At 66.5% G+C, this 23,443-nt stretch carries 23 protein-coding genes; 11 read left to right on the top strand and 12 right to left on the bottom strand.

The window, feature by feature from the left end; all coding sequences use genetic code 11:
* Nucleotides 1–11: 11 nt before the first annotated feature.
* The 5 genes from BLS74_RS18875 to BLS74_RS18855 all read left to right on the top strand — a co-directional run bounded on the left by BLS74_RS18875 (nt 12) and on the right by BLS74_RS18855 (nt 7,274).
* The gene (locus BLS74_RS18875) at nt 12–452 is read left to right on the top strand and encodes an META domain-containing protein (RefSeq protein ID WP_093108674.1); all 441 of its coding nucleotides are present in this window, start codon (nt 12–14) and stop codon (nt 450–452) included.
* A gap of 189 nt (nt 453–641) precedes the next feature.
* Entirely contained in the window at nt 642–2,483 is a 1,842-nt protein-coding gene (locus BLS74_RS18870) for an adenylate/guanylate cyclase domain-containing protein (protein WP_139191715.1), read from the top strand.
* A 132-nt stretch (nt 2,484–2,615) separates the two neighbouring features.
* Nucleotides 2,616–3,626 carry a phosphatase PAP2 family protein gene (locus BLS74_RS18865; protein ID WP_244503928.1) on the top strand — a complete coding sequence of 337 codons (1,011 nt, stop codon included), beginning with the start codon at nt 2,616–2,618 and terminating at the stop codon, nt 3,624–3,626.
* An 18-nt stretch (nt 3,627–3,644) separates the two neighbouring features.
* Nucleotides 3,645–5,642, top strand: a complete 1,998-nt coding sequence (locus BLS74_RS18860) for a S8/S53 family peptidase (RefSeq protein ID WP_093108671.1) — start codon at nt 3,645–3,647, stop codon at nt 5,640–5,642.
* 36 nt (nt 5,643–5,678) lie between these two features.
* Nucleotides 5,679–7,274: an ABC transporter substrate-binding protein gene (locus tag BLS74_RS18855; protein ID WP_093108706.1), complete on the top strand. Its 1,596-nt coding sequence runs from the start codon at nt 5,679–5,681 to the stop codon at nt 7,272–7,274.
* Nucleotides 7,275–7,289: 15 nt separating this feature from the next.
* Here BLS74_RS18855 and BLS74_RS18850 read toward each other — a convergent pair whose 3' ends face one another.
* The 7 genes from BLS74_RS18850 to BLS74_RS18820 all read right to left on the bottom strand — a co-directional run bounded on the left by BLS74_RS18850 (nt 7,290) and on the right by BLS74_RS18820 (nt 14,763).
* Nucleotides 7,290–7,952, bottom strand: a complete 663-nt coding sequence (locus tag BLS74_RS18850) for a Crp/Fnr family transcriptional regulator (protein ID WP_093108670.1) — start codon at nt 7,950–7,952, stop codon at nt 7,290–7,292.
* Nucleotides 7,953–7,993: 41 nt separating this feature from the next.
* A complete protein-coding gene (locus tag BLS74_RS18845; RefSeq protein WP_093108669.1) occupies nt 7,994–8,659 on the bottom strand; it encodes a helix-turn-helix transcriptional regulator in 666 nt (221 codons plus the stop codon).
* Between the two features lie 110 nt (nt 8,660–8,769).
* Nucleotides 8,770–9,675 carry a phosphoribosylaminoimidazolesuccinocarboxamide synthase gene (locus BLS74_RS18840; RefSeq protein ID WP_093108668.1) on the bottom strand — a complete coding sequence of 302 codons (906 nt, stop codon included), beginning with the start codon at nt 9,673–9,675 and terminating at the stop codon, nt 8,770–8,772.
* Between the two features lie 96 nt (nt 9,676–9,771).
* Nucleotides 9,772–10,836 carry a class II fructose-bisphosphate aldolase gene (gene fba, locus BLS74_RS18835; RefSeq protein WP_093108667.1) on the bottom strand — a complete coding sequence of 355 codons (1,065 nt, stop codon included), beginning with the start codon at nt 10,834–10,836 and terminating at the stop codon, nt 9,772–9,774.
* A gap of 215 nt (nt 10,837–11,051) precedes the next feature.
* Nucleotides 11,052–12,500, bottom strand: coding sequence for a pyruvate kinase (pyk, locus tag BLS74_RS18830; RefSeq protein WP_093108666.1), 1,449 nt, complete (start codon nt 12,498–12,500; stop codon nt 11,052–11,054).
* A gap of 61 nt (nt 12,501–12,561) precedes the next feature.
* The gene (locus tag BLS74_RS18825) at nt 12,562–13,755 is read right to left on the bottom strand and encodes a phosphoglycerate kinase (protein ID WP_093108665.1); all 1,194 of its coding nucleotides are present in this window, start codon (nt 13,753–13,755) and stop codon (nt 12,562–12,564) included.
* A 96-nt stretch (nt 13,756–13,851) separates the two neighbouring features.
* On the bottom strand, nt 13,852–14,763 hold the full coding sequence (locus BLS74_RS18820) for a LysR family transcriptional regulator (RefSeq protein WP_093108664.1): 912 nt from the start codon (nt 14,761–14,763) through the stop codon (nt 13,852–13,854).
* A gap of 93 nt (nt 14,764–14,856) precedes the next feature.
* Between BLS74_RS18820 and BLS74_RS18815 the strand changes: the two genes are divergently transcribed.
* Genes BLS74_RS18815 through BLS74_RS18790 form a run of 6 tightly spaced genes read left to right on the top strand, consistent with a single transcriptional unit; the run spans nt 14,857 to nt 20,291 of the window.
* Nucleotides 14,857–15,390, top strand: a complete 534-nt coding sequence (locus tag BLS74_RS18815; RefSeq protein ID WP_093108663.1) for a VOC family protein — start codon at nt 14,857–14,859, stop codon at nt 15,388–15,390.
* Nucleotides 15,383–16,504, top strand: a complete 1,122-nt coding sequence (locus BLS74_RS18810; protein ID WP_093108662.1) for an alpha/beta hydrolase family protein — start codon at nt 15,383–15,385, stop codon at nt 16,502–16,504. Before BLS74_RS18815 ends, BLS74_RS18810 begins: the two co-directional genes overlap by 8 nt.
* An 8-nt stretch (nt 16,505–16,512) precedes the next feature.
* A complete protein-coding gene (locus tag BLS74_RS18805; RefSeq protein ID WP_093108661.1) occupies nt 16,513–18,156 on the top strand; it encodes an FAD-dependent oxidoreductase in 1,644 nt (547 codons plus the stop codon).
* Nucleotides 18,153–18,332 carry a DUF2783 domain-containing protein gene (locus tag BLS74_RS18800; protein WP_093108660.1) on the top strand — a complete coding sequence of 60 codons (180 nt, stop codon included), beginning with the start codon at nt 18,153–18,155 and terminating at the stop codon, nt 18,330–18,332. The genes BLS74_RS18805 and BLS74_RS18800 overlap by 4 nt, the downstream gene beginning before the upstream one ends.
* Nucleotides 18,329–19,291 (top strand): MBL fold metallo-hydrolase, encoded by a 963-nt coding sequence (locus BLS74_RS18795; RefSeq protein WP_093108659.1) that lies wholly within the window; start codon nt 18,329–18,331, stop codon nt 19,289–19,291. Before BLS74_RS18800 ends, BLS74_RS18795 begins: the two co-directional genes overlap by 4 nt.
* Before the next feature lie 28 nt (nt 19,292–19,319).
* A complete protein-coding gene (locus BLS74_RS18790) occupies nt 19,320–20,291 on the top strand; it encodes a Bug family tripartite tricarboxylate transporter substrate binding protein (RefSeq protein WP_093108658.1) in 972 nt (323 codons plus the stop codon).
* On the opposite strand, the gene BLS74_RS18785 is transcribed toward BLS74_RS18790, so the two are convergent.
* Genes BLS74_RS18785 through def form a run of 5 tightly spaced genes read right to left on the bottom strand, consistent with a single transcriptional unit; the run spans nt 20,292 to nt 23,376 of the window.
* Entirely contained in the window at nt 20,292–20,642 is a 351-nt protein-coding gene (locus BLS74_RS18785) for an AzlD domain-containing protein (RefSeq protein ID WP_170855650.1), read from the bottom strand. It abuts the gene before it with no gap.
* A complete protein-coding gene (locus BLS74_RS18780) occupies nt 20,639–21,379 on the bottom strand; it encodes an AzlC family ABC transporter permease (RefSeq protein ID WP_093108657.1) in 741 nt (246 codons plus the stop codon). Before BLS74_RS18780 ends, BLS74_RS18785 begins: the two co-directional genes overlap by 4 nt.
* Nucleotides 21,379–22,329: a methionyl-tRNA formyltransferase gene (fmt, locus tag BLS74_RS18775; RefSeq protein ID WP_093108656.1), complete on the bottom strand. Its 951-nt coding sequence runs from the start codon at nt 22,327–22,329 to the stop codon at nt 21,379–21,381. The genes BLS74_RS18780 and fmt overlap by 1 nt, the downstream gene beginning before the upstream one ends.
* A gap of 7 nt (nt 22,330–22,336) precedes the next feature.
* Nucleotides 22,337–22,846, bottom strand: coding sequence for a hypothetical protein (locus tag BLS74_RS18770; RefSeq protein ID WP_093108655.1), 510 nt, complete (start codon nt 22,844–22,846; stop codon nt 22,337–22,339).
* Nucleotides 22,843–23,376 carry a peptide deformylase gene (gene def / locus BLS74_RS18765; protein ID WP_093108654.1) on the bottom strand — a complete coding sequence of 178 codons (534 nt, stop codon included), beginning with the start codon at nt 23,374–23,376 and terminating at the stop codon, nt 22,843–22,845. The genes BLS74_RS18770 and def overlap by 4 nt, the downstream gene beginning before the upstream one ends.
* Nucleotides 23,377–23,443: the final 67 nt, after the last annotated feature.

Genomic DNA, 23,443 nt, shown 5'->3' with positions numbered 1-23,443 from the left:
AAAGTCCGGCCATGCGTTCCTTGTTCTTCACGACTGCATTGCTCGCATCCGCCCTCGCGGCCGGTTGCGGCAGCGGCATCAGTCTCGACGAGCCGATCGAAGGACCGGTCTGGCAACTCGAGCAGCTCGGCAGCGAGCTGATAGAGCCGAGCAGCGATCCGCGGCGCAACGCGCAGATCCAGTTCGACCGCAGCAGCGGACGGGTCAGCGGTTCGGGCGGCTGCAACCGCGTGTCGGGCACCTACGAGCGCAGCGGCAGCACGCTCAGGCTGCGCCAATTGGGTGCGACCCGCATGGCCTGCCCGAGCGAGGCGGTGAACATCAACGAGACCCAGTTTTTCGCCGCGCTGCAGGCCACGGCCAGCTACCGGCTGCAGGGGAGCTCGCGGCTCTCGCTGCTGGACGCGGCCGGACGGACCGTGGCGACGCTGAGCACCGCGGGCCCGCGCTGACCCTCGCCTGCCTCCAGCCTCGGTGACGTCAGCTCCGCCTCGCCGGAGCTGACGCGGGCGCTCTCGGCCTCGGGGCGCACCGTTGTGGTTCCTATCAGTGGCTACACCCAGCGAACTATCGGACTACATCGAAAGACACATCCTCAAACCAATGGACATTTGGTTGCTGGTGTGACACAAACGGCTTACATGCTTCCTCAAGCGTGTTTCTCCACCCTCGAGGGGATGACCTCGTCATCGGGCAACAACAACATGCCGTCTCTGGTCGATCCCGGCTTCAGCCTGCAGCGTCACCGCAAGGTCGTGCTCGTGGTCGATCTTGTCGAATCGGTGAGCCTGATGCAGGCGGACGAACTGGGTGTGATCCAGCGCTGGCAAGCATTTCTTGCCCACGTGAACCAGGTCGTCCTGCCCCACAACGAAGGGCGGCTGGTGAAGAGTCTCGGCGATGGGTTGATGATGGAGTTCGATGCTGCACCGCGGGCCGCGGCTGCGGCGTCGGCCATGCACGACTGGATGACTCACCAGTGCGCCCCGCTGAGACTCGGCGACCGACTCCAACTGCGCGCTGGCATGCATGCAGCCGATGTTTACGTCGACCAGCATGACATCTACGGCACAGGCGTCAACATCGCAGCGCGCATGGCAACCTTGGCAGGCCCCGGCGAAACTGTGGCCACTACCGAGGCACGCGACGAACTCACGGACGGCCTCGACGGCACGATCGAAGATCTTGGAAGTTGCTATCTCAAGCACCTCGGGGAACCGGTCAGGGCCTACAAGGTCGGGGAAAAGGGTGCGGCGGCGCCCCCGCCTGCCGGGTTCGGGCATTCCAGCGCGCTCCAACCGACGATTGCTGTCGTGCCGTTCGAGTCCCGGGTCAGCGATCCGGAGCATTTCGCCATCGGAGAGCTGATTGCGGACGCCGTCATCGGACAGTTGGGGCGCACGGCCGACCTTGTCGTCGTGTCGCGCCTGAGTACCACGGCGTTCCGCGGACGATCGTCGACAACGGCCGAGGTCGCCAAGTACCTGTCGGCGGGCTACGTGCTGTCCGGGAGCTACGTGACCAGCGGCGAAAAAATCCTCGTCACGGCCGAACTGGCGGAGGCTTCGAGCCATCGCGTCATCTGGACGGAACGGCTTCATGGCGAGATCGGCGATCTGCTCTTGCAGCAAAGCGAAATCGGAAACTCCATTTCCCGGGCAGCGCATGCGGCGCTGCTCGCGAGCGAGGTACAGCGCGCCACGGTCAAGCCGCTGTCAACCCTTCAGAGCTACAGCTTGCTCATCGGCGCCATCTCATTCATGCACCGCAGCTCCCGGGCCGACTTTGATCGCGCAGGCGCGATGCTCGAGCATCTGATCGAGCGAAACAAAAGGCATGCTCATCCCCACGCCTGGCTGGCCAACTGGCATGCACTGCGAGTGACCCAAGGCGCCAGCGAAGCGCCTGAAGCAGACACGCAACGCGCGCTGTACTGCGCGCGCAAGGCGCTGGAGCTCGACCCCTCATGCTCTCTGGCTTTGGCCATTGACGGCGTGCTGCATACCAACCTCATGCGAGATGTGACGACCGCGAAGGGCCGATTTGACGGTGCACTCGCTGCCAATCCCAACGAGGCGCTGGCTTGGCTCTTCAAGGGGGTGATGCACGGGTTCCTGGGTGAAGGCGAGCTTGCGCTGGAAGCCGCCGAGCGCTCGCTTGCACTCTCTCCATGCGACCCCCTGAAGCACTACTTCGAATCGCTTGCAGCCACGGCCGCGCTGGGTGCCGGCGACTACAAGCGCGCCATAGAACTGGCGACCTCTTCGCTGCGCGGGAATCGGACGCATCCGTCAACCTTTCGATCGCTTGCCATCGCGTGCGCGATGAGCGGAGACATCGTCGCGGGACGCAAGGCCGTCGAGGGGCTGCTGGCCATGGCGCCCGCCTATCGATTGGATGACTTCAAGAAGAAGTCCGGGTGGCTGATCGGGCCGCTCGGCGCGGAATATGCGCGTGCACTGGAGCGGGTCGGACTGACTTAGCGCCACTTCGGTGTCTCAAGAATACTCTGAGGAGAAGCCATGTCTATAGCGATGGGATCGATGGGGTCCATGGGATCCATGGGTTCGATGGGTTCGGCGGGACAGCCTGAATACGGAGGGTTGCCCTTGAACATGATGCTGGTCGACGCTTTGATCAGGACACGCGGCGGGATCGTCGACGAGCTCAACGACACCGCGACGATCAAACCCGTTTACCCACCCATCGACGACCCGAACAACATGGCACTTTGGGCTCCGAGCGTGCGGCTGCATACCAGTCTGTTCGACCTGATAGCCCCGCTGAGGTTCTCGAGTATCAGCGCCACCCCGGGCAATCCAAGACCGGGAGCGAAGCTCGACGTCGGCGCCAGCCGGGAGATCGCGACCTTGCGCAGGCCCTCCGATGCCGAGTTCTACGTGTTCTTCGGACAGCAACTTAAGTTGATGGAATCGTGGGCGGAATTGCGCGACGAAAGGACCTGCGAGATCCTGACGCAGTTGACACCACAGTTCGCGTTTTGGGACTCCATCGGCCAACTGGAACTGGACCGGCGGCGTTGGACGGGCGAACTGATCTCCCTCGCTCTGGCCTTTGCGTCCTTCGTGGAAATGCGCTTCAAGCATGCGCTGAGCGTTCCGCGTCCAGTTGCGTACTCGAGAAAGATTCAGCCGATCATCCCGACGCCGATGCATGGAAGTTTTCCCAGTGGGCACGCGACCGAAGCCTATATGGTGGCGCACGTTCTGGAGAGCCTGGTACCGAGCGGATGGCAGGCAAGCCTTCGTCCTCAGCTCCAAGCGCTGGCAGCAAGAACGTCGATCAATCGCACGATTGCCGGCGTGCACTTTCCTGTGGACAGCCAGGCAGGACAGCATCTTGGCCAAAGCCTCGCGGAATATTTCGTTTGTCTCTGTACGCGAGATGCGCGCTGGAGTGCCTCCCCGCCGGTACAGGGCGGCTGGTACGCAAGAAGCTACAACCCTCTCGACGTGGGTGCAGGCAACCAGGACTTTGATCCGGCAATTCTTGACCCAGGCAGTCTGATCAGCGATCCGGCACCTTCATCATTGCCTCCTCCGTCGATTCTGGGTTGGCAATGGATCATGGCGCGCAATGAGTGGCCAGCCACCGCGCCCGTCTGACACAAAGGCTCGACGAAGATGGAACACGAAAATCGCTACGTCGAGGCCGCGAAGGAACTGGCATCCAAAACCGGCACCCCCGTCGACCCCTACTTGATCTGGGGACTGCTGACATCCTTTCGCTACTTTCGCAAATCGGACAGGTGGGTCAGCGTGATCATCGAATGCCGCACATCGATCCGCAAATTGACCAACGTCATAGCGGAAGGACACGGGGCGCTCGATTGGCTGCACATTCCGTCTGTCTACGTCGCCGATGGGACCCAACCTCCGCCCGAAAAGGCGCGGCATTGCAGTGCCCGCATAGAACTCGACATGGGCCAGCCCTACCCTTGGCTCCGCGTCCTCGAGCTGTACTGGATTGCGGAGATCGGTCGCTTCGAAGTCTCCCAACCCGTCGCACTCGACGAAAGGCTCTTGACGGGATTCACGCGCTCTCTGGAATCCGCGCCGTTCGTCGCGGTGATCGATGACTTCGTCGGCTTTCTTCATCCTGAGCTGGCCGCGCGATTCCAAGCCGTTTGGAGCCAGGATCTGAGCTCTCCCAATGCGAGCGGGTCGCATTGGAAGGCGCCCGGCGACATGAGTTATGGATTCGAGTATCGCCAGCCAAAAGGCGTGCCGCCGACCACCGACAGGGTATACCCACCGGTGCTCCGGCGCGCGACGCACGGCAGCCACGTCACGAGCCTCGCGGCCGGCAAATACGTTCGACCGGACGCGGCTGACATGACGAAGGGCAAACTGCCTTTCACGGACTTGGTGTCCGATCCCGCGGTGAAGCTGATCGGCGTGCACTTGCCGCTCGGAACCGTTGTCGACACATCGGGCGGATCGATGAGCGCGCAGGTAATTGACGGACTGCGATTCATTATTCGCAGGGCAGGTGAAAACTCCTATGGAGCGGTCAACATCAGCTACGCGACGCATGCCGGACCGCATGACGGTCAGTCGATTCTCGAAAGTGCCATCGACAGTCTGGTGCGCCTGCGCAATGGCCATCTTGCCGTTGTCTTCCCCGTCGGCAACCAGTACGAGGCACGATGTCATGCCCGGTTCCGCCTGGATCCGACGGAGGTTCGCTCGCTCAAGTGGCACATACTGCCGGATAGCTCAACCCTCAGCCTTCTTGAGATCTGGTTGCCGCCAGGCGCCGACGATCTTATCGGCGTGAAGGTCGAGGACCCATCCGGGAACAAAAGCAACCTCGTACAGATTGGCAACATCTGGCCGACGACGGACCCCGCGAATAGCGGCGGCTTCGCTGTGATCTTTCTGAAATGGGTGGCGAATCGCTTATACGGCAACGCGGGCACGATGGTGCTGATTGCTGTCGCACCCACCCGTCCCCGGGGATCGACAAATCTCGTCGCGATGCACGGCGTCTGGCGTGTCGAAGTCCACAACTGCAGCACGCAGGCTGTCGGAGAGATCGATGCCTGGATCGAGCGCAACGACTCGCTGTTCGGAAGACCTGTGAGGGGCCGACAGTCGTATTTCGTTGACCCCTACTACGAAAAGAATGGCCGTAGGCCGACTCAGCCGAATGACAATGCCTGGAGCCCCGTCAAGCGCGAGGGGTCCTTCAACAGTTTCGCCAATGGCCTCGAGCCGATTGCCGTCGGTGGCTACGTCGGCTGCCGGCGCAAGACTTCCAAGGTCGCCGACTACTCCGCAGGGGGCTGGGCGCTCACGCGCCACCGGGAAGGCACGGACGTGCTTGCACGGAGCGATGAATTCAAGGGCTTGCCGGGAGTGCGGGGCGCCGGGATCGGCGCGGTGAGCGTCGTGCGAATGAATGGGACGAGCGTCGCAGCACCCCAGGTCACCCGCCTGATCGTGAACTGGATGGCCGCAATCAAGGGGCCACTGGGCACCGGCCAGATTCTCCTAAGGCTTTCGCAGGCCGCCGGGGTGCCGCCGGCTGGATCCGTCCAGCTGCAACCAGCGATTCCAGGGGATGACTCTGGCAATACGCGCCGGGTTGGATTCGGCGAACTCTCCTTCCCTCCCTGATCACGCTGCTCTCACCTAACTACAGGGATGTCCATCATGAACTCGCCCGCAAAGCCCTCCGCCGCATTGCTCAAGGTCGCTGCATGCGCAGCAGCGCTCGCGCTGCACGCCGCGGCCGGCGCCCAAGTCCTGCGCTGGTCCAGCCAGGGTGACTTGCAAACGCTCGATCCCTATTCGCAGAACGAGTTGCTGACCAACTCGATCAACGGCCAGGTGTACGAAACGCTCATCGGGCGCGACAGGCAGTTGAACCTCGTTCCGGCACTTGCGACCGAATGGCAGCAGGTCACTCCGACGCTGTGGCGGATGAAGCTGCGTCCCGAGGTGAAGTTTCACGATGGCCGCGCATTCTCGGCCGACGACGTGGTCTTTTCGGTCGAGCGGGCGAGAGATCCCGCCTCCGGAATCCGTGTCTATGCGTCAGCACTCGGCGAAGTCCGCAAGATCGACCCCCTGACGGTGGAGTTCGCTCTCCCGCAGGTCAATCCGATCTTCCTGGAGCATGCCGCGCTGGTGCAGATGATGAGCAAGTCGTGGTGCGAGCAGCACGACGCCGTCAAACCGCAGGACTTCAAGGCCAAGGAGATTCGCCACACGACGCTGAACGCAAATGGCACGGGTCCCTTTGTCGTGGTTTCACGGCTGCCGGACAACAAGACGGTCTTCAAACGCAATCCGAACTGGTGGGGCAAGTTCGACGGCAATGTGCAGGAGGTGGTCTACACGCCGATCAAGAGCGATTCCACACGTACCGCCGCGCTGCTCTCCGGGGAACTCCAACTGGTACTTGATCCGCCGCCCCAGGACCTGGACCGGCTTCGAGCCTCGGCCGGGGTGAAGGTAGCGGATGGCGTCGAGAATCGCGTCATCTTCATCGGCATGGATCAAGGCCGCGACGAACTGAAGTACAGCTCCGTCAAGGGCAGCAATCCGTTCAAGGATGTGCGTGTACGCAAGGCTCTCTATCACGCGGTCGACATCGAGACGCTGCGTACCTCGGTCATGCGAGGCTTGGCTCGCCCGACCGGGGTCATGTCGCCCTCTCCTCTTGGGAACTTCAACGATGCCGAGCTCGAAAAGCGATTGCCGTTCGACCTGCCGCGGGCACGCACGCTCATGACGCAGGCCGGCTACCCCAACGGCTTCGAGGTCACCCTCGACTGTCCGAACAATCGCTACATCAACGACGAAAAGATCTGCATCGCTCTTGCGGGAATGTGGTCGCAGATCGGCATCAAGGTCAATGTCAATGCGCAACCCAGAGCCTTGTACTTCGCCAAGGCCGAGAAGCTCGACATCTCGATGTACATGCTCGGCTGGGGTGGAACGATCACGGATGCGGAGGTCATGCTGACGCCCGTGCTTCGCTCGCGCGGCGCCAACGGCGTCGGCTACTTCAACTGGGGCGACTACAAGAACTCGAAGCTCGACGAGCTTGCCGCGGCCTCTTCGGTCGAGCCGGACCGCGCCAAGCGTGAACAACTGATCAAGGCAGCCCTGCGCGAACACAACGAACAGGTCCATCACATCCCGCTGCACCGCCAGGTGATCCCCTGGGCCATGCGAAGCAACGTCGAAGCGGTCCACAGGCCTGACAACTGGCTGGAGTGGCGCTGGGTGACGGTGCGCTGAAACCGAAGCAGGCCGCTACCAACGCGCGGGCAAGGCTTTCGCCAGCACCAGCCGCCGTTCTCGATGGGCAACATAGCCACCGCCTTCGAGATCCTTCAGCAGGCGACTGACCATCTCGCGCGAACACCCGATTTCGCTCGCAATCGCCTGGTGCGTAAGACGATCGACGATGCGGCGGGTACCGTCGGGCTGAAGCTGCCCGCGCTCCTCCAGCAATTGCTTCAACCGGCTGTAGACATCCAGCAGCGCCATGCTGCGCGCGCTTTCCGTCGCCAGCCGCGCCCGCCGTATCAGCCGCACGATGAGGGCCAGAGCGAATTCGGGCTCTTCAGCGATGTGCTGCAGCATGGTCTCGCGCGTGACCACGGTGCACACGGTGGGCTCCACGGCCGCCACGCTCGCCGAGCGCAGACCGCCGTCGAGCGACATTTCACCGACGTACTCGCCCGGCCCATGCAGGCCCAAGGTGACCTCGCGCCCGCGCGCATCGGACACAAAGGCGCGCAGCCGGCCCGAGAGCACGATGTAGATCGAGTCGCCCTGGTCACCCTCTTCGATCAGCACGGTGTGAGTACGGTAGCGGCGCTGCACCCCCAGCGCCGCGAGCTTGCGCAGCTCGGCGGGCAGCGCATCGTCAGGCGAGTCTTCGGCGCGGGATGCAGCGGGCTTGGGCGGCATGCGCGGACTATACGGTCCGCGCGGCGCCGCCCCAAGGTCTTTCAGTCTTGCGCCGTCAGCCGCAGCGCCGACACGATCTGCGGCATGCGCGAAACGTCGTTGACGACCTGCCGGATGCTGCCGCGACCGGTTTTCTGCCGCACGTTCTTGATGTGGGTGCGCACCGTGGACAGGCGGATGCCCTGCAGGCAGGCGATCTCCTCGGCCCTGCGCCCGGCGCACAACTGCGCCAGCACGTTCTGCTCCGTGCGGGTCAGGCGCTTGGCGCGGGCGAACATCTGCATCGTGAGCATTTCGCAGCCGGAGCGGCGGCCGCACATGATCAGCACGGTGTCGACCGACGCGGCGCCGTGCAGCATGGCCAAGGGGATGAAAGCCAGCGACAAGGGCTCGCCCGCATACTCGAGCTCGACGATGCTGCGGCAGTCGTGCTCCGCATCCTTGAGCGCGCGCCGGATCTTCGACTGCGAGTCGATCTCGCCGGTGCACAGCATCCCCTCGACGCTGCGCAGCATGCGCCCGGCGGCGAGTTCGCGCCGCGCCGGATGGTTGGCATGCAGGATGCGGCCGGTCAGGTCGACCAGCAGCAGACCGTGGTCGATCTCGTCGAGCACGCGTGCCAGCATGGCGGCCTGCAGAGCGTCGGGCACGGGCGCGGCGATCTGGCTCCGGGCCATCTGGATATCCGAGTCGGTTTGCAGGGTCATGGCACTTTCCTCATCCGTTTTGGTGAGGAAAGTGTCCGAAATCGCGCCCCCGGCGGGTGGGAACTATTGCCGCCGGATTTGTGAACTATTCACCTCAGGCGCGCTGCCGCTCAGCCCGTCAGCCGCTCCAGCGCCTCGCGGTACTTGGCTGCCGTCTTCTCGATCACCTCGGCCGGCAGGCGCGGCGACGGCGGCGTCTTGTCCCAGGGCTTGCCGTTGATCTTGGTGGCCTCGAGCCAGTCGCGCACGAACTGCTTGTCGTAGCTCGGCGGATTCGTGCCGGCGGCGAGTGCGGCTTCGTAGCCCTCGACCGGCCAGTAGCGCGAGCTGTCGGGGGTCAGCACCTCGTCCATCAGCACCAGCGTGCCGGCCTCGTCGAGGCCGAACTCGAACTTGGTGTCGGCAATGATCATGCCCTTGGCCAGCGCGATGGCCGCGGCCGCCTCGTAGATCGCGATGCTGGTCTCGCGGATCTGTTGCGCGAGCGCCGGGCCGACGACTTCGACCACCTTGTCGTAGCTGATGTTCTCGTCGTGCGCGCCCGCCGCTGCCTTGGCCGCGGGCGTGAAGATCGGCCGCGGCAGCTTGCTCGCGTTGCTGAGGCCCTCGGGCAGCGGCACGCCGCAGACGGCGCGGTTCTCCTGGTATTCCTTCCAGCCGCTGCCGGCGAGGTAGCCGCGCACCACGGCCTCGACCGGGATCGGTTTGAGGCGCTTGACCAGCATGGAGCGGTCCTTGACCTGGGGCACCTCTTCCGGCGTCACCACGCTTTCGGGCGCGTCGCCGGTCAGGTGGTTGGGGCACAGATGGCCCAGCCGGTCGAACCACCAGAGCGCCATCTGCGTGAGGATCACGCCCTTGCCGGGGATCGGCTCGCCCATGATGACGTCGAAGGCCGAGAGGCGGTCGCTCGCGACCATCAGGATGCGGTCCTCGCCGACCGCGTAGTTGTCGCGCACCTTGCCGCGCGCGAGCAGCGGAAGGCTCTGGATGGAGGAGGTGTGGACGGTGGTCATGACGGGGTGACTGTGTCGGATAGGCGAAGGACGACGGAGATTGTGCGCGCAGAAAAAAGCCACCGCGAGGGTGGCTTCTGCGCGCCAGCGGAAATATCAGACCACTTCTTGCGCGAGCTCGCCCTTGGCGTACCTGGCGGCGACGACCTGCAGGGTCTCGCCCTTGATCTTCGGGCCCTGGCCTTCGCAGCCGAACTGGACGTAGCGCTGCTTGGCGATCTGCTTTGCGGCCTCGCGCGCGGGCTTCAGGTATTCGCGCGGATCGAACTTCTCGGGGTTCTCGGTGAAGAACTTGCGGATCGCGGCCGTCATCGCGAGGCGGATGTCGGTGTCGATGTTGATCTTGCGCACGCCGTGCTTGATGGCTTCCTGGATCTCCTCGACCGGCACGCCGTAGGTTTCCTTCATGTTGCCGCCGTATTTGCGGATCTCGGCCAGAAGATCCTGCGGCACGCTCGAGGAGCCGTGCATCACGAGGTGGGTGTTGGGGATGCGGCGGTGGATTTCCTTGATGCGGTTGATCGCCAGGATGTCGCCGGTGGGCTTGCGCGTGAACTTGTAGGCGCCGTGGCTGGTGCCGATGGCGATGGCCAGCGCGTCGATCTGGGTACGCTTGACGAAATCGGCGGCCTGCTCCGGGTCGGTCAGCAGCTGCTCCATGGTCATCGTGGCGTCGGTGCCATGGCCGTCTTCCTTGTCGCCCTTCATGGTTTCGAGCGAGCCGAGACAACCCAGCTCGCCTTCGACGGTGACGCCCACGCGGTGCGCCATGTCCGCCACCTTCTTGGTGACCTCGATGTTGTAGTCGTAGCTCGCGATGGTCTTGCCGTCGGCCTGCAGCGAGCCGTCCATCATGACCGAACTGAAGCCGAGGTCGATGGCACCCTTGCAGACGTCCGGGCTCTGGCCGTGGTCCTGGTGCATCACCAGCGGCACCTTCGGCCAGCTTTCGATCGCGGCTTCGATCAGGTGCTTGATGAAGGGCTCGCCCGCATACTTGCGCGCGCCTGCGCTCGCCTGGAGGATGACCGGTGCACCGACTTCGTCGGCCGCCGACATGACGGCCTGCACCTGCTCGAGGTTGTTGACGTTGAAGGCCGGAATGCCGTAGCCGTTGGCGGCGGCATGGTCGAGCAGTTCGCGCATCGAAACGAGAGCCATGGGTGTACCTCGCGGGAATGTTGGGATGGAAGAAGAAAAAAGACTGCCTCAATTCTACCGAGCACCCCTGTCGGACAGGACTGACGACAGCCGGGCCATCGGACGAAGGCACATCTTTCGTGGGTCCGCCGCGCACGGCCGCCCGAAGCGGCCGGCCCGCCCCCCGGTAGGGGGTTGGCGAAGCGACACGAGGTGCGCACAGCCTGGGGGGCGAGCTAACCCACCCTGCAGATCTTGAGCATGTTGGTGCCGCCGGGCGCACCCATGGGCTCGCCGCAGGTGATCGCGTAGACGTCGCCGGTCTGCACGATGCCGCGCTTCTTGAGGTGGGCCTCGGCCTGCAGCAGTGCCGTGTCGCGGTCGCTTTCCGGGTCCATGAGCAGCGGCCGCACGTTGCGGTAGAGCGCCATGCGGCGCTGCGTGGCCAGGCGCGAGGTCAGCGCATACATCGGGATGTGGGCACGGTGGCGGCTCATCCACAGCGGGGTCGAGCCCGATTCGGTCAGCGCGACGATCGCCTTGGCCCCCAAATGGTGCGCGGTGAACAGCGCGCCCATCGCGATCGACTGGTCGATGCGGGCGTAGGACTGGCCGCTAAAGTCGGCGTCGAGTTGTAGGTCTTCGGCGGCTTCGGCCGCCTCGCAGATGCGGCTCATCTCCTGCACCGTCTCGAGCGGGTAGCGGCCCGAAGCGGTCTCGGCCGAGAGCATCACGGCGTCGGTGCCGTCGAGCACGGCATTGGCCACGTCGCTCACCTCGGCGCGCGTCGGCACCGGGTTGGTGATCATCGACTCCATCATCTGCGTGGCGGTGATGACGACCTTGTCCATCTCGCGCGCCATGCGGATCATCTTTTTTTGCAGCGCCGGCACGGCCGCGTTGCCGACCTCGACCGCCAGATCGCCGCGCGCGACCATGATGCCGTCGCTGGCGCGCAGGATCTCCTCCAGCTTGGGGATCGCCTCGGCGCGCTCGATCTTGGCGATCAGGCCCGGCTTGTGGCCGAACTCGGCCGCCGCCACGTTGCACAGCTGGCGCGCCATTTCCATGTCGGTCGCGTTCTTCGGGAAGCTCACCGCCACGTAGTCGGCCTGGAAGCTCATCGCGGTCTTGATGTCCTCCATGTCCTTGGCCGTCAGCGCCGGCGCCGTGAGGCCACCGCCCTGCTTGTTGATGCCCTTGTTGTTGGAGAGCTCGCCGCCCAGGCGCACCGTGGTGTGGACCGCGTCGCCCTTGACGGCTTCGACCGTGAGCACGATGAGCCCGTCGTTCAGCAGCAGACTGTCGCCGGGTTTGACGTCGCGCGGCAGGTCCTTGTAGTCCAGCCCCACTTCGCTGACATCGCCCAGCTCGGTGCGCGAGGCGTCGAGCACGAACTTCGCACCGGCCTCCAGCCAGACCTTGCCCTCGGCGAACTTGCCGACCCGGATTTTCGGGCCCTGCAGGTCGGCCATGATCGCCACCTCGCGTCCCGTGCGGCGGGCCGCCTCGCGCACCATGGCGGCGCGGTTGATGTGGTCTTGCGCCGTGCCGTGGCTGAAGTTGAGCCGGACCACGCTGACCTTGTGATGGATCATCTGCTCGAGCAGCTCGGGCGAACTCGATGCCGGGCCGAGCGTGGCGACGATCTTGGTGGCGTGACGGGGAAGGCGGGGCGTGCTCATTCAGGTCTCCGGTTTGTATTCCATACTGTATACACTTTCTCGGCCGACCGATAGTGGGTATTCAGCCGGCTGCGCGTTTGGCCAGGATCTCGAAGGCCGGCAGGGTCTTGCCTTCCAGGACTTCGAGGAAGGCGCCGCCGCCGGTCGAGATGTAGCCGACCTTGTCCTCGATGCCGTACTTCGCGATGGCGGCCAGCGTGTCGCCGCCGCCCGCGATCGAGAAGGCGCTGCTCTCGGCAATGGCGCGCGCGATGGCCTCGGTGCCCTTGGCGAAGGCGTCGAACTCGAACACGCCCACCGGGCCGTTCCACACGATGGTGCCGGCTTCGCGCAGCTGCGCGGCCAGGATCTCGGCGGTTTTCGGGCCGATGTCGAGGATCAGGTCGTCGTCGGCAACCTGGTCGGCGGCCTTGACCGTGGCGGCGGCATCGGCCGCGAAGGTCTTGGCCGTGACCACGTCGACCGGAATCGGCACCGCGGCGCCGCGCGCGCGCATCGCTTCGATCACGGCCTTGGCTTCATCGAGCAAGTCGGGTTCGGCCAGCGACTTGCCGATCCGGAGGCCGGCCGCGAGCATGAAGGTGTTGGCGATGCCGCCGCCGACGATCAGCTGGTCGACCTTGTCGGCCAGGCTCTTCAGGATGGTGAGCTTGGTGCTGACCTTGGAGCCCGCGACGATCGCGACCAGCGGGCGCTTGGGCTGTGCCAGTGCCTTGGTGATGGCGTCGATCTCGGCCGCCAGCAGCGGGCCGGCGCAAGCCACCTTGGCGTACTGGGCGATGCCGTAGGTCGTGGCCTCGGCGCGGTGCGCGGTGCCGAAGGCGTCGTTGACATAGATGTCGGTCAGCGCGGCGAGCTTGCGCGCGAGCGTCTCGTCGTTCTTCTTCTCGCCCTTGTTGAGACGACAGTTCTCCAGCAGCACGACTTGACCGGGCGCCACCTCGACGCTGTCGACCCAGTCGGTCACCAGCGGCACCTCGCGGCCCAGCAGCTCGCCCAGGCGCTTGGCGACCGGCGCCAGCGAATCCTCGGGCTTGAATGCGCCCTCGGTCGGACGGCCGAGATGGGAGGTGACCATCACCGCGCCTCCCGCGTCGAGCGCCAGCTTGATGCAGGGCACCGAGGCGCGGATGCGCGTGTCCTCGGTGATGCGGCCGGCATCGTCCTGCGGCACGTTGAGATCGGCTCGGATGAACACGCGCTGGCCGGCGACTTTGCCTTGCGCACACAGGTCGGTGAATCGAAGAACGTTCATGGGATGGGCGTGATGAGAAGCGGAGGGGACTGCCTTGAAAAAAGGCGAGAGGCCATTGTAGGTTTGTAGGTTTCGCCGGTGACGCCCTGGTGTCGATCAACCGCCAAGGCCCGGCTTCCGCACGAACTGCTCCAGCATCTCGACGAAACCGGCGGCCGCCGGCGACAGCGAGCGCCGCGATGCGGCATAGACGCAGACCTCGCGATGGAAATCGGGCCGGTCGAGCTTGACCATCTGCAGCCCGTGGGCTTTGACCAGCGAGGCCGAGTAGGTCGGGCAGACCGTGAGCCCCAGGCCCGAAGCGACCATGCCCAACGCGGTCGTCATGTACGAGACCTCCTGCGTCGTGGCGCGCAGCATCAGCTCGCGCGCGTCGGCGTCCAGCTCGGGCAGCACGCGCTGGCGGAAATCGCGCGTCGGCGCGATGAAGGTGTAGGGCCCGAGCTCGCTCCAGCGCACCTGGCGCCGGCGCGCGAAGGCATGGTCGGGCGGGCAGATCAGCCAGTGGCGGTCGCGAAAGAGCGTGCGGCGTTTGATCACTGCGGGATCTACCGCCACGTCCTGCCCCACCGCCAACTCCACCTCGCCCGAGAGCACGCCGGCCAGCAGGTGCTCGGGCAGCGTGTCGGCCAGGCGCACGTCGATGTCCGGGTAGCGCGCGCTGTAGGCCGCGATCACGCGCGGCATCAGCGTGCAGGCCATGAGCTGCGGCGCGGCGAGCCGCAGCACGCCCTTCTTCTGGTCGCGCAGCTCGGTCACGCCGGCCACCGCGCCCGCGAGATCGGCCAAGAGGCGCTGCACCGAGGGCTGGAATTCGCGTCCGGCCTCCGAGAGCAGCACCCGCCGCGTGTGGCGGTCGAAGAGCTGCACGCCCATTTCGCGCTCCAGTTCGCGCACCAGCACGCTGAGCGCCGACTGGGTCAGGTGCAGCCGGGCGGCCGCGGCGGTGAAGCTGCCGGTGTCGGCCACGGCGTCGAAGGCGCGCAATTGGCGCAGGGTCAGATTCATGGCCTCAGTTCATCAATCAATGAATTTATTTCGATTGAATCATAAGAAGAACGGCGGCCCAATTCGTTTCCGAGCCTTCACCGGAGACAAGCCATGACCCCCTCGCCCGTGCCAGTGCGCGGACTGCACCACTTCGCCTGGCGCTGCCGCGACAGCGAGGAGACGCGCCGCTTCTACGAGGACCTGCTGGGCCTGCCGCTGGTGCACGTGATCAAGAGCGACCATGTGCCGAGCACCGGCGAGTTCTGCCCCTACGTCCACATCTTTTTCCAGATGCGCGACGGCTCCTACATCGCCTTCTTCGACCTCGGCGACGACGTGGCCGCGCTGCCTTCGCCCAACACGCCGGCCTGGGTCAACCACATCGCGCTGCGCGTCGATTCGGTGGCCGACCTGCTGGCCGCCAAGGCACGGCTCGAGGCGGCCGGCGTCGAGGTTCTGGGCCTGACCGACCACCACATCATCGAGTCGATCTACTTCTTCGACCCCAACGGCATCCGCGTCGAGCTGACCACGCCCACCGTGCCGCAGGCCGAGATGGACGCGCATGCGAAGCGCGCCCATGCCGACCTCGATGCCTGGACGCTGCGCAAGGCCGAACTGCGGAGGAAAGCGGCGCATGCCTGAGCTCCAACTCGCCGTCATCGACGTCAAGCCCGGCGCCGCGATGGAGAGCCAGTCGGGCCTCCAGATGCTGCGCCCGCGCATCTACGGCGCGTACCGCGCGCCGGCCGGCCCGAAGAAGATCGCGGCCATCGTGATGCACCCCACGAGCAACTTCATGGGGCACTACCTGATCGCGCCGCTGGCCGAGCGCGGCATCTGCTGCATGGGCCTCAACTCGCGCTACATGGGCAACGACACGGTGCTGCTGATGGAGCGCGCGATCCAGGACCTGGGTGCCGGCGTGCAATTCCTGCGCGCCGCGGGCTACGAGAAGGTGCTGCTCATCGGCAACTCGGGCGGCGCCGCGCTGGCGAGCTTCTACCAGGCGCAGGCCGAGAAGCTCACGGCACATCACTTCCCGGACGACGACCCGACCCATCTGCATCCCGACGACCTGCCGCCGGCGGATGGCATTGCCCTGTGCGCGGCGCACCAGGGCCGCTCGAAGCTGATGCGCGACTGGATCGATCCCTCCGTCACCGATGAGCACGATTCGCTGTCGGTGGACCCGGAGCTCGACATGTACGACGCGCGCCACGGCTTGCCCTACAGCGCCCAATTCCTCGCGCGCTTCAGCGCCGCCCAGAAGGCCAGGCTCGACCGGCTCGAGAACTGGGCCATGGAGCGCCTGCGCCTGCTGCGCAGCACGCCGGGCGCGCCGCGCGACCAGGCCTTCATCGTCTACCGCACGCACGCCGATCCGCGCTGCGTGGACCTTTCGATTGACCGCAACGACCGCGCACCCGGCAGCGTCTGGGGCGATGCGCGGCAGGTGAACTACTCGGCCAACGCGATGGGCCGCACCACTTCGCTGACCGCCTTTCTCTCGCAATGGTCCTCGCGCTCGCAGGCCGATGGGCCCTCGAACCTGGCGCGCACCACCTGCCCCAAGCTGCTGCTGACCCACACGGCCGACCAGTCCACCTTCCCGAGCACGCGCGATGCCTGGCTCCAGGCCGGCGGCGCGCGCATCCGCAACGTCGACATCGTCGGCGGCAACCACTACCTGGCGGGCCAGCCCGAACTGGTGACGCGCGCGGCCGACGCCATCGCCGAGTGGGCTCACGCGCTGTGAGCGCCGCGATGGAAAGCTTCCACTTCGCGCCCGACTACGAGCTGCCGCGCTGGCCCTTCCAGCCGCCGCCCGAGCTGGGTAGCGATACGCTCGTGCGCCATCCGATCGTCATCGTCGGCGCCGGTCCAGCCGGCCTCACGCTGGCCTGCGACCTCGCGCAGCGCGGCGTGCGCGCCGTGCTGCTGGACGAGGACGACACGGTCGGCGTGCGCGGCGCCTCCTCGCGCGGCATCTGCTACGCGCAGAAGAGCCTGGAGATCTTCGAGCGGCTCGGCATCTACCGGCGCATCGCCGACAAGGGCGTCACCTGGTCCTTTGGCCGCACCTTCTCGGGCGAAGAGGAGGTCTACAACTTCAACCTGAAGACCGACAGCGTCTCCGCACAGCCGCCCTTCATCAACCTGCAGCAGTTCTACCTCGAGTGGTTCCTGGTCGACCGCATCCTCGAACTCGGCTTCACGGACCTGCGATGGAAGAACCGCGTGACGCGCATCGTGCCCGGCGGCGACGGCGCTCGCGTCGAGGTCGAGACGCCCGCCGGCCCCTACGCGATCGAGGCCGGCTACCTGATCGACGCGAGTGGCGCCAACAGCGCGATCCGCACCCAGCTCGGGCTCGACGCCCACAGCTCGCGCAGCACCGACCGCTGGTGCATCAGCGACGTGCGCTTCAAGAAGCCGCTGCCTGTCGAGCGCTGGACCTGGGTCGACGCGCCCTTCAACGAGGGCCGCGCGGTCTGGCAGCACCTGATGGCCGACGGCGTCTGGCGCATCGACTACCAGATGCCCGAGGACTGCGACACCGCCCACATCAGCAAGCCCGAGGTGGCCGGCGCGCGGCTGCGCGAGCAGCTCGGGCCGGGCGTGGAGTTCGAATTCGTCTGGATCGGCCCTTACGGCTACCGCGACCATCTGCTCGACCGCTTCCGCCACGGCCGCGTGTTCTTCATCGGCGATTCGGCCCACGTCGTGAGCCCCTTCGGCGCGCGCGGCGGCAACAGCGGCATCCAGGACGCTGCCAATCTCGGCTGGAAGCTGGCGCTGGTCATGCAGGGCCAGGCCGGCGACGCGCTGCTCGATACCTACGACGCGGAGCGCCGCCCCGCCGCCGCGCAGAACCTCCAGGTCGCGAGCCGCACCGCCCGCTTCCTGGCGCCGCGTTCGCCGGCCGAACACACGCTGCGGCGCGCGGTGGTGGCGCTGGCCGCGCGCTACCCCTTTGCGCGAGCGCTCGTCAACACGGGCCGCATGTCGGTGGCCAACGACTACCCGGCGGCGCGGCACCTGCCCGAAGGCGGGCGCACGCTGCAGAACCTGCCGCTTCGCTGGAGCGACGGCCGGCCGACCACGCCGATGCAGTTGCTGGCCGAGGGAACGAAGTGCCTCGGGATCTGGTTCGCACCGACGCGCGCGCAGGCCGAGGCTGCAGCCGAGGTGGCGGTATCGCTGCCGCTGCAGCTCGTCGCCGTAGGTGGCGAGAGCAGCCTGCCCACGCTGCAGCCCGATCACGCGCTCGCGCGGCAACTCGGTGTCGGCTCGCCCGGCAGCTTCTGCCTCGTGCGACCCGACGCCTACCGCGCCGCGCTGCTCACCGATCCCACGCCGGCGGCGATCGCGACCGCCCTCCACACCGCACTGGCGCAAGACGCATGATCACCGACCCCCACATCCCCGACCCCGATGGCTTCTACACCGAGTGGCTCGCCGCCCACGAGGGATTGAGCGAGGCCCAGAGCGCGGACCTCAACGCCCGCCTCGTGCTGCTGCTGGCCAACCAGTGCGGCGACCAGGCCGCGCTGCTGGAATGCATCAAGGCGGCACGCGAATGAACACGACCGTCTCTTTCGCCTCGGCCTCCGACACGCGCGAGCAGAAGCCGCAAGTGCGCGAGCTCGCGCCCAACGTTTACGGCTACATCAGCGACTTCGATCCCAACTGCGGCTTCATCGTCGGCGACGAGCACGTGGTGCTGATCGACACGCGCCCGACGCCGCGCATGGCGCGCGACTTCCTGGCCGACATCCGCCGCGTGACCGGCAAGCCGATCAAGTTCATCGTGCTCACGCATTACCACGCGGTGCGGGTGATGGGTGCCAGCGCCTTCGACGAGGTGCAGGCCATCATCGCCAGCCGCGGCACGCTCGACTGGGTGCGCGAGCGCGGCCAGGCCGACTTCGACTCCGAGGTGGGGCGCTTCCCGCGCCTCTTCGCCGGCGTGGAAGAGATTCCCGGCCTCACCGTGCCGAGCATGAGCTTCGAGGGCGAGATGAGCCTGTGGCTGGGCGGCGCGCGCGAGGTGCGGCTCATGTGCCTGGGCCGCGGCCACTCGGGCGGCGACACCGTCGCCTGGCTGCCCGACTGCGGCGTGCTGTTCTCTGGCGACGTGGTGGAAAACCGCTGCGGCGTGTACGCCGGCGACGCCTATATCCAGGACTGGGCTGGCGCGCTGGACGCCGTGGCCGCGCTCGAGCCCGCGGTGCTGGTGCCGGGACGCGGCGCGGTGCTGCAGGGCCCCGCCGCCTGCGCCGAGGCGATCGCGCTCACCAAGGCCTTCTTGTCGACGCTGCTCGCGAGCGTGCGCTCGGGCATCGACGCGGGCGAGAGCCTGCGCGGCTGCTTCGAACGCGCCGAAGAAGCGATGAAGTCGCGCTTCGGCGACTGGCCCGTGTTCCAGCACGTGCTGCCCTTCGACGTGTCGCGGGCCTATGACGAGCTGCGCGGCATCGAGCACCCGGTCGTGTGGACGGCAGAGCGCGACCGCGAGCTATGGCAAGCCTTGCGCGGCTGATTTCTTTTCTAACCCGGGGACAAAAGCGATGAAACGATTCCTGCAACTGCTGGCCGCCGGCCTCGCGCTGGCCGCGGCCAGCCATGCGCCGGCCCAGAGCGCCTACCCCAGCCAGCCGCTGCGCTGGATCGTGCCGTACCCCGCGGGCGGCGGCACCGACAACCTCGCGCGGGCATTGGCCGACGCGATGCAGCCTTCGCTCGGCCAGCCCATCGTCATCGACAACCGCCCGGGCGCCTCCACCAACATCGGCGTGTCGGTGCTGATGCAGGCCAAGCCCGACGGCTACACGATCATGCAGGCCGAGAACGCGGCGCTGCTGTTCAACGAGCACATGTTCGCCAAGCTGCCCTACAAGCCGGCGAGCGACTTCACTTACATCGGCACCATCGGCCGCTTCCCGGTCGCGCTGGTGGTGCATCCGGACTTTCCGGCCAAGACGGTCGCCGAGTTCGTGAGCTACGTGAAGGCCAATCCCGACAAGGTGAGCTATGCCTCGCCCGGCAACGGCACGCCGCACCACATGGCGATGGAGCTCTTCAAGCAGAAGGCCGCCCTCGGCATCGTCCACGTGCCCTACAAGGGCGCCGCGCCGGCCATGACCGACATCATGGGCGGCCAGGTGCCGACCATGATGCTGGACCTCGCCTCGGGCCTGCCGATCATCCGGTCGGGCAAGGTGCGGGTGCTCGCGATCGCGCTGCCGCAGCGCGCGAGCGCATTGCCGGATGTGCCGACCTTCTCGGAAGTCGGCTTCAAGGACGTCAATGCCTATGCCTTCCACGGCCTGATCGGCCCGGCCGGCATGCCGCAGGAAGCGGTGAACCGGATCAACGGCGAGCTGCACAAGGCGATGAAGGCGCCGAAGGTGGTCAAGCTGTTCGCGGACTTCGGCTTCGAGGCACTGCCCGGCACGCCGCAGGACTTCTACAAGCTGTCGCGCGCCGAGAGCGAGCGCTGGGGCAAGGTCATCAAGTCGGCCGGCGTACAACTCGACTAGCTACCAGCCGAGCCCCAAGTGAAGCGGCAGGTAGACCACCATGCCTGCCAGCATCGTGCCCAACACGCCGCGGCGCCAGAAGTAATAAGCGGCGCCGGCCGCTGCGGCATAGAGCCGCGCGTCCTTCCAGGTCGAAATCAGGTGCCCCTGCGACATCACGATCTCGGGCACGATCACGGCGGCGAGCGCGGCCGCCGGCGCATAGTGCAGCGCGCGGTGCGCCCAGTCCGGCAAGCCCCAGGGCCGATCGAGGATGAAGAAGAAGCAGCGCGTCAGCACCGTAACGCCGGCCAGGCCGGCGATCACCGCCAGGGTCCAGAAGTCGGTGGCGCCGCCGTTGCCGATGCTCACTTATCGTCCTCCGCGTCGGGGTCCAGCCCGAACTGCTTCTCGAGCCAGAAGCACAGCAGCACCGCGACACCGATGCCGGCCACGATGTTGAGCTTGAGCGGCAGCGCGTAGGCCGCCACCGCCGTGGCGCCGGCGATCAGCGCGGCCAGGATGCGCAGGCGCGTCGTCGCCATCGAGCAGACGATGGCCACCAGGCTCAGCACGCCAGCGAAGCCCAGCCCCCAGCTCTGCGGAATCAGGTTGGCCAGCACGATGCCGAGCAGGCTCATGCCCATCCACGAGGACCAGGTCACGAAGTAATTGCCGGTCAGATAGGCCTCCTGCGCCCGCTTCTCGGGCTCGCTCGCGGGCGGCTCGGGATAGCGGCCGGTGAACATCGCGTAGCTCATGTCGGCCGTGAGGTAGCCGTGCGTCAGGCGGCGCCAGCGCGGCATGTGCATGAGGTAGGGCCGCAGATGCAGGCTGAAGACCACGAAGCGCAGGTTGACGCAGAAGCCGGTGGCGAGAACGACCCAGGCCGGCGCACCCGCGATCAGCAGCGGAATGGCGGCCAGCTGCGAGCTGCCGGCATAGACCAGTAGCGTCATCGCGACCGACTCGAAGACACTCATGCCCGACTTGACCATGGCCACGCCAGTCATCAGGCCCCAGGCGCCGATGCCGACGGCGACCGAGGACATTTCGGTCGCGCCTTGGCGGAACTCCGGCTGGCGGCGGATGGAAGGAGAAAAAAACATCAGCCGAAGACCTGCCCCGGCTTGATGTCGAAGCCGCGCAGGAAATCGGCCGCGGCCAAGCGCTTGCCGCCGGGCCGCTGCAGCTCGGTGATCACGACGACGCCATCCCTGGCAGCGACGGCGATGCCCGGCGCGCCGGCTGCCAGCACCGTGCCCGCTGCGTCCGCAGGCGTCCCGGGCTGAACCCGCGCCGCCCAGAGCTTGATGGTTTCGCCGTCGAGCGCGCTGCTCGCGCCGGGAAAGGGATCGAAGGCGCGGATGCGGCGCACGATGGTGGCGGCATCCTGCGTCCAGTCCACCTGCGCCTCGTGCTTCTCGACCTTGTGCGCATAGGTCACGCCTTCGCCCGGCTGCGGCTCGGGGTGCAGCGTGCCGGCATCAGCCTGCTTCAAGGCGTCGGCGATCAGCCGCCCGCCGAGCGCGGCGAGCCGGTCGTGCAGTTGCGCGGTGCTGTCCTCGCCGATCGCGAGCGATTCGGCGAGCAGCATGTCGCCGGTGTCGAGCCCGGCATCCATCTGCATGATGGTGACGCCGGTCTCGACATCGCCGGCCTCGATCGCCCGATGGATCGGCGCCGCGCCGCGCCAGCGCGGCAAGAGGCTCGCATGGATGTTGAGGCAGCCGAGCCGCGGCGCATCGAGCACCCACTGCGGCAGGATCAGGCCATACGCGGCGACCACCATCACGTCGGGCTTGGCCTCGAGGATGGCGGCGCGTGCCGCGGCGGCATCCTCGGGGTACTTGCCGTCCAGGCGCAGGCTGCGCGGCTGCGCCACCGGCCAGCCGTGCGCTGTGGCGAACTGCTTGACCGGCGAGGCCTGCAGCCTCATGCCCCGGCCGGCGGGGCGGTCGGGCTGGGTCAGCACCAGCACGATCTCGAAGCCCGCGGCGGCGATCGCCTCCAGCGCGGCGCGGGCGAACTCGGGCGTGCCCGCAAACGCAACCCTCATGCGACCCTCACATCCGCTCGAAGAGATCGCGCATCAGGTCGTCGCCCGTGTGGTAGCGCTGCACCACACCGGCAGGGTCGACATAGATGTAGAGCAGGCGGGGCGCGTTCATCATCTTGTAGCGCCAGCTCCAGATCACGCCGTCGTAGGAGCTCACGCGCGTGATCTCGAACGGGCGGCCGTAGATGCGCAGCACGTCGGCCTCGCGCCAGACACCGACGCCGGGCTGGATGGTGCGGTCGAACAGGCGATCGTCGAGTTCCTGACGGATCGAGACCACGCGGCCGCTGGCGTCGAGATCGACGTTGTTCACCTCGAAGCCGGCCGGCGCACGGGAATACTGGAGCCGCTCGCCGCCCCCCGACAGCGGGTACGCGGCGGTGGGCGCACCGAGCTGCTGCAGCGCGTCGGCCTTCAAGGTGCCCGGCGCGATCCGCGTCGGCTCGCCCGCACAGCCCGCCAACCCCAGCACCGCAACAAGCAGCGCGGCGGGCCAGGCGCGGGCGACGACGCTCACCGCCGTCCTTCCCGTTGTTCGAGCTTCTGGTCTTCGCGCTGCTGCTTGAGCAGCTTGCTCTTGATGCGATTGCGCTTGAGGGGAGAGAGGTACTCGACGAAAACCTTGCCGAGCAGGTGGTCGAGCTCGTGCTGGATGCAGACTGCCAGCAGGCCCTCGGCCTCGATGGTCTGGGGCTCGCCGTTGGCGTCGAGGGCGGTCACGCGCACCGCGGTTGCACGCTCGACGCCGTCGTAGATGCCGGGCACCGAGAGGCACCCCTCCTCGTTGAGTACTTTTTCCTCACTCGCCCATTCGATCTCGGGATTGATCAGCACCAGCGGCTGGTTGCGCTCCTCGGAAATGTCGATCACCACCAGCCGTTCGTGCACGTCGACCTGCGTGGCGGCCAGGCCGATGCCGTTCGCCTCGTACATGGTTTCGATCATGTCGGCGACCAGCGTCTTGATGCGCGCGTCGACGCCCTGCACCGGCTTGGCGACCGTGTGCAGGCGCTTGTCGGGATAGCTCAGGATGGTTCTTTTGGCCATGAATGCGAGGAAAAATTGTCGTTATTTTCGCCATTTCCGCGACGGTACGACGCGCTGCGACCTGATA

The organism is Variovorax sp. CF079 (assembly GCF_900101545.1).
Classification (GTDB): domain Bacteria; phylum Pseudomonadota; class Gammaproteobacteria; order Burkholderiales; family Burkholderiaceae_C; genus Variovorax.
This window is presented reverse-complemented; position numbering and strand designations above follow the sequence as displayed.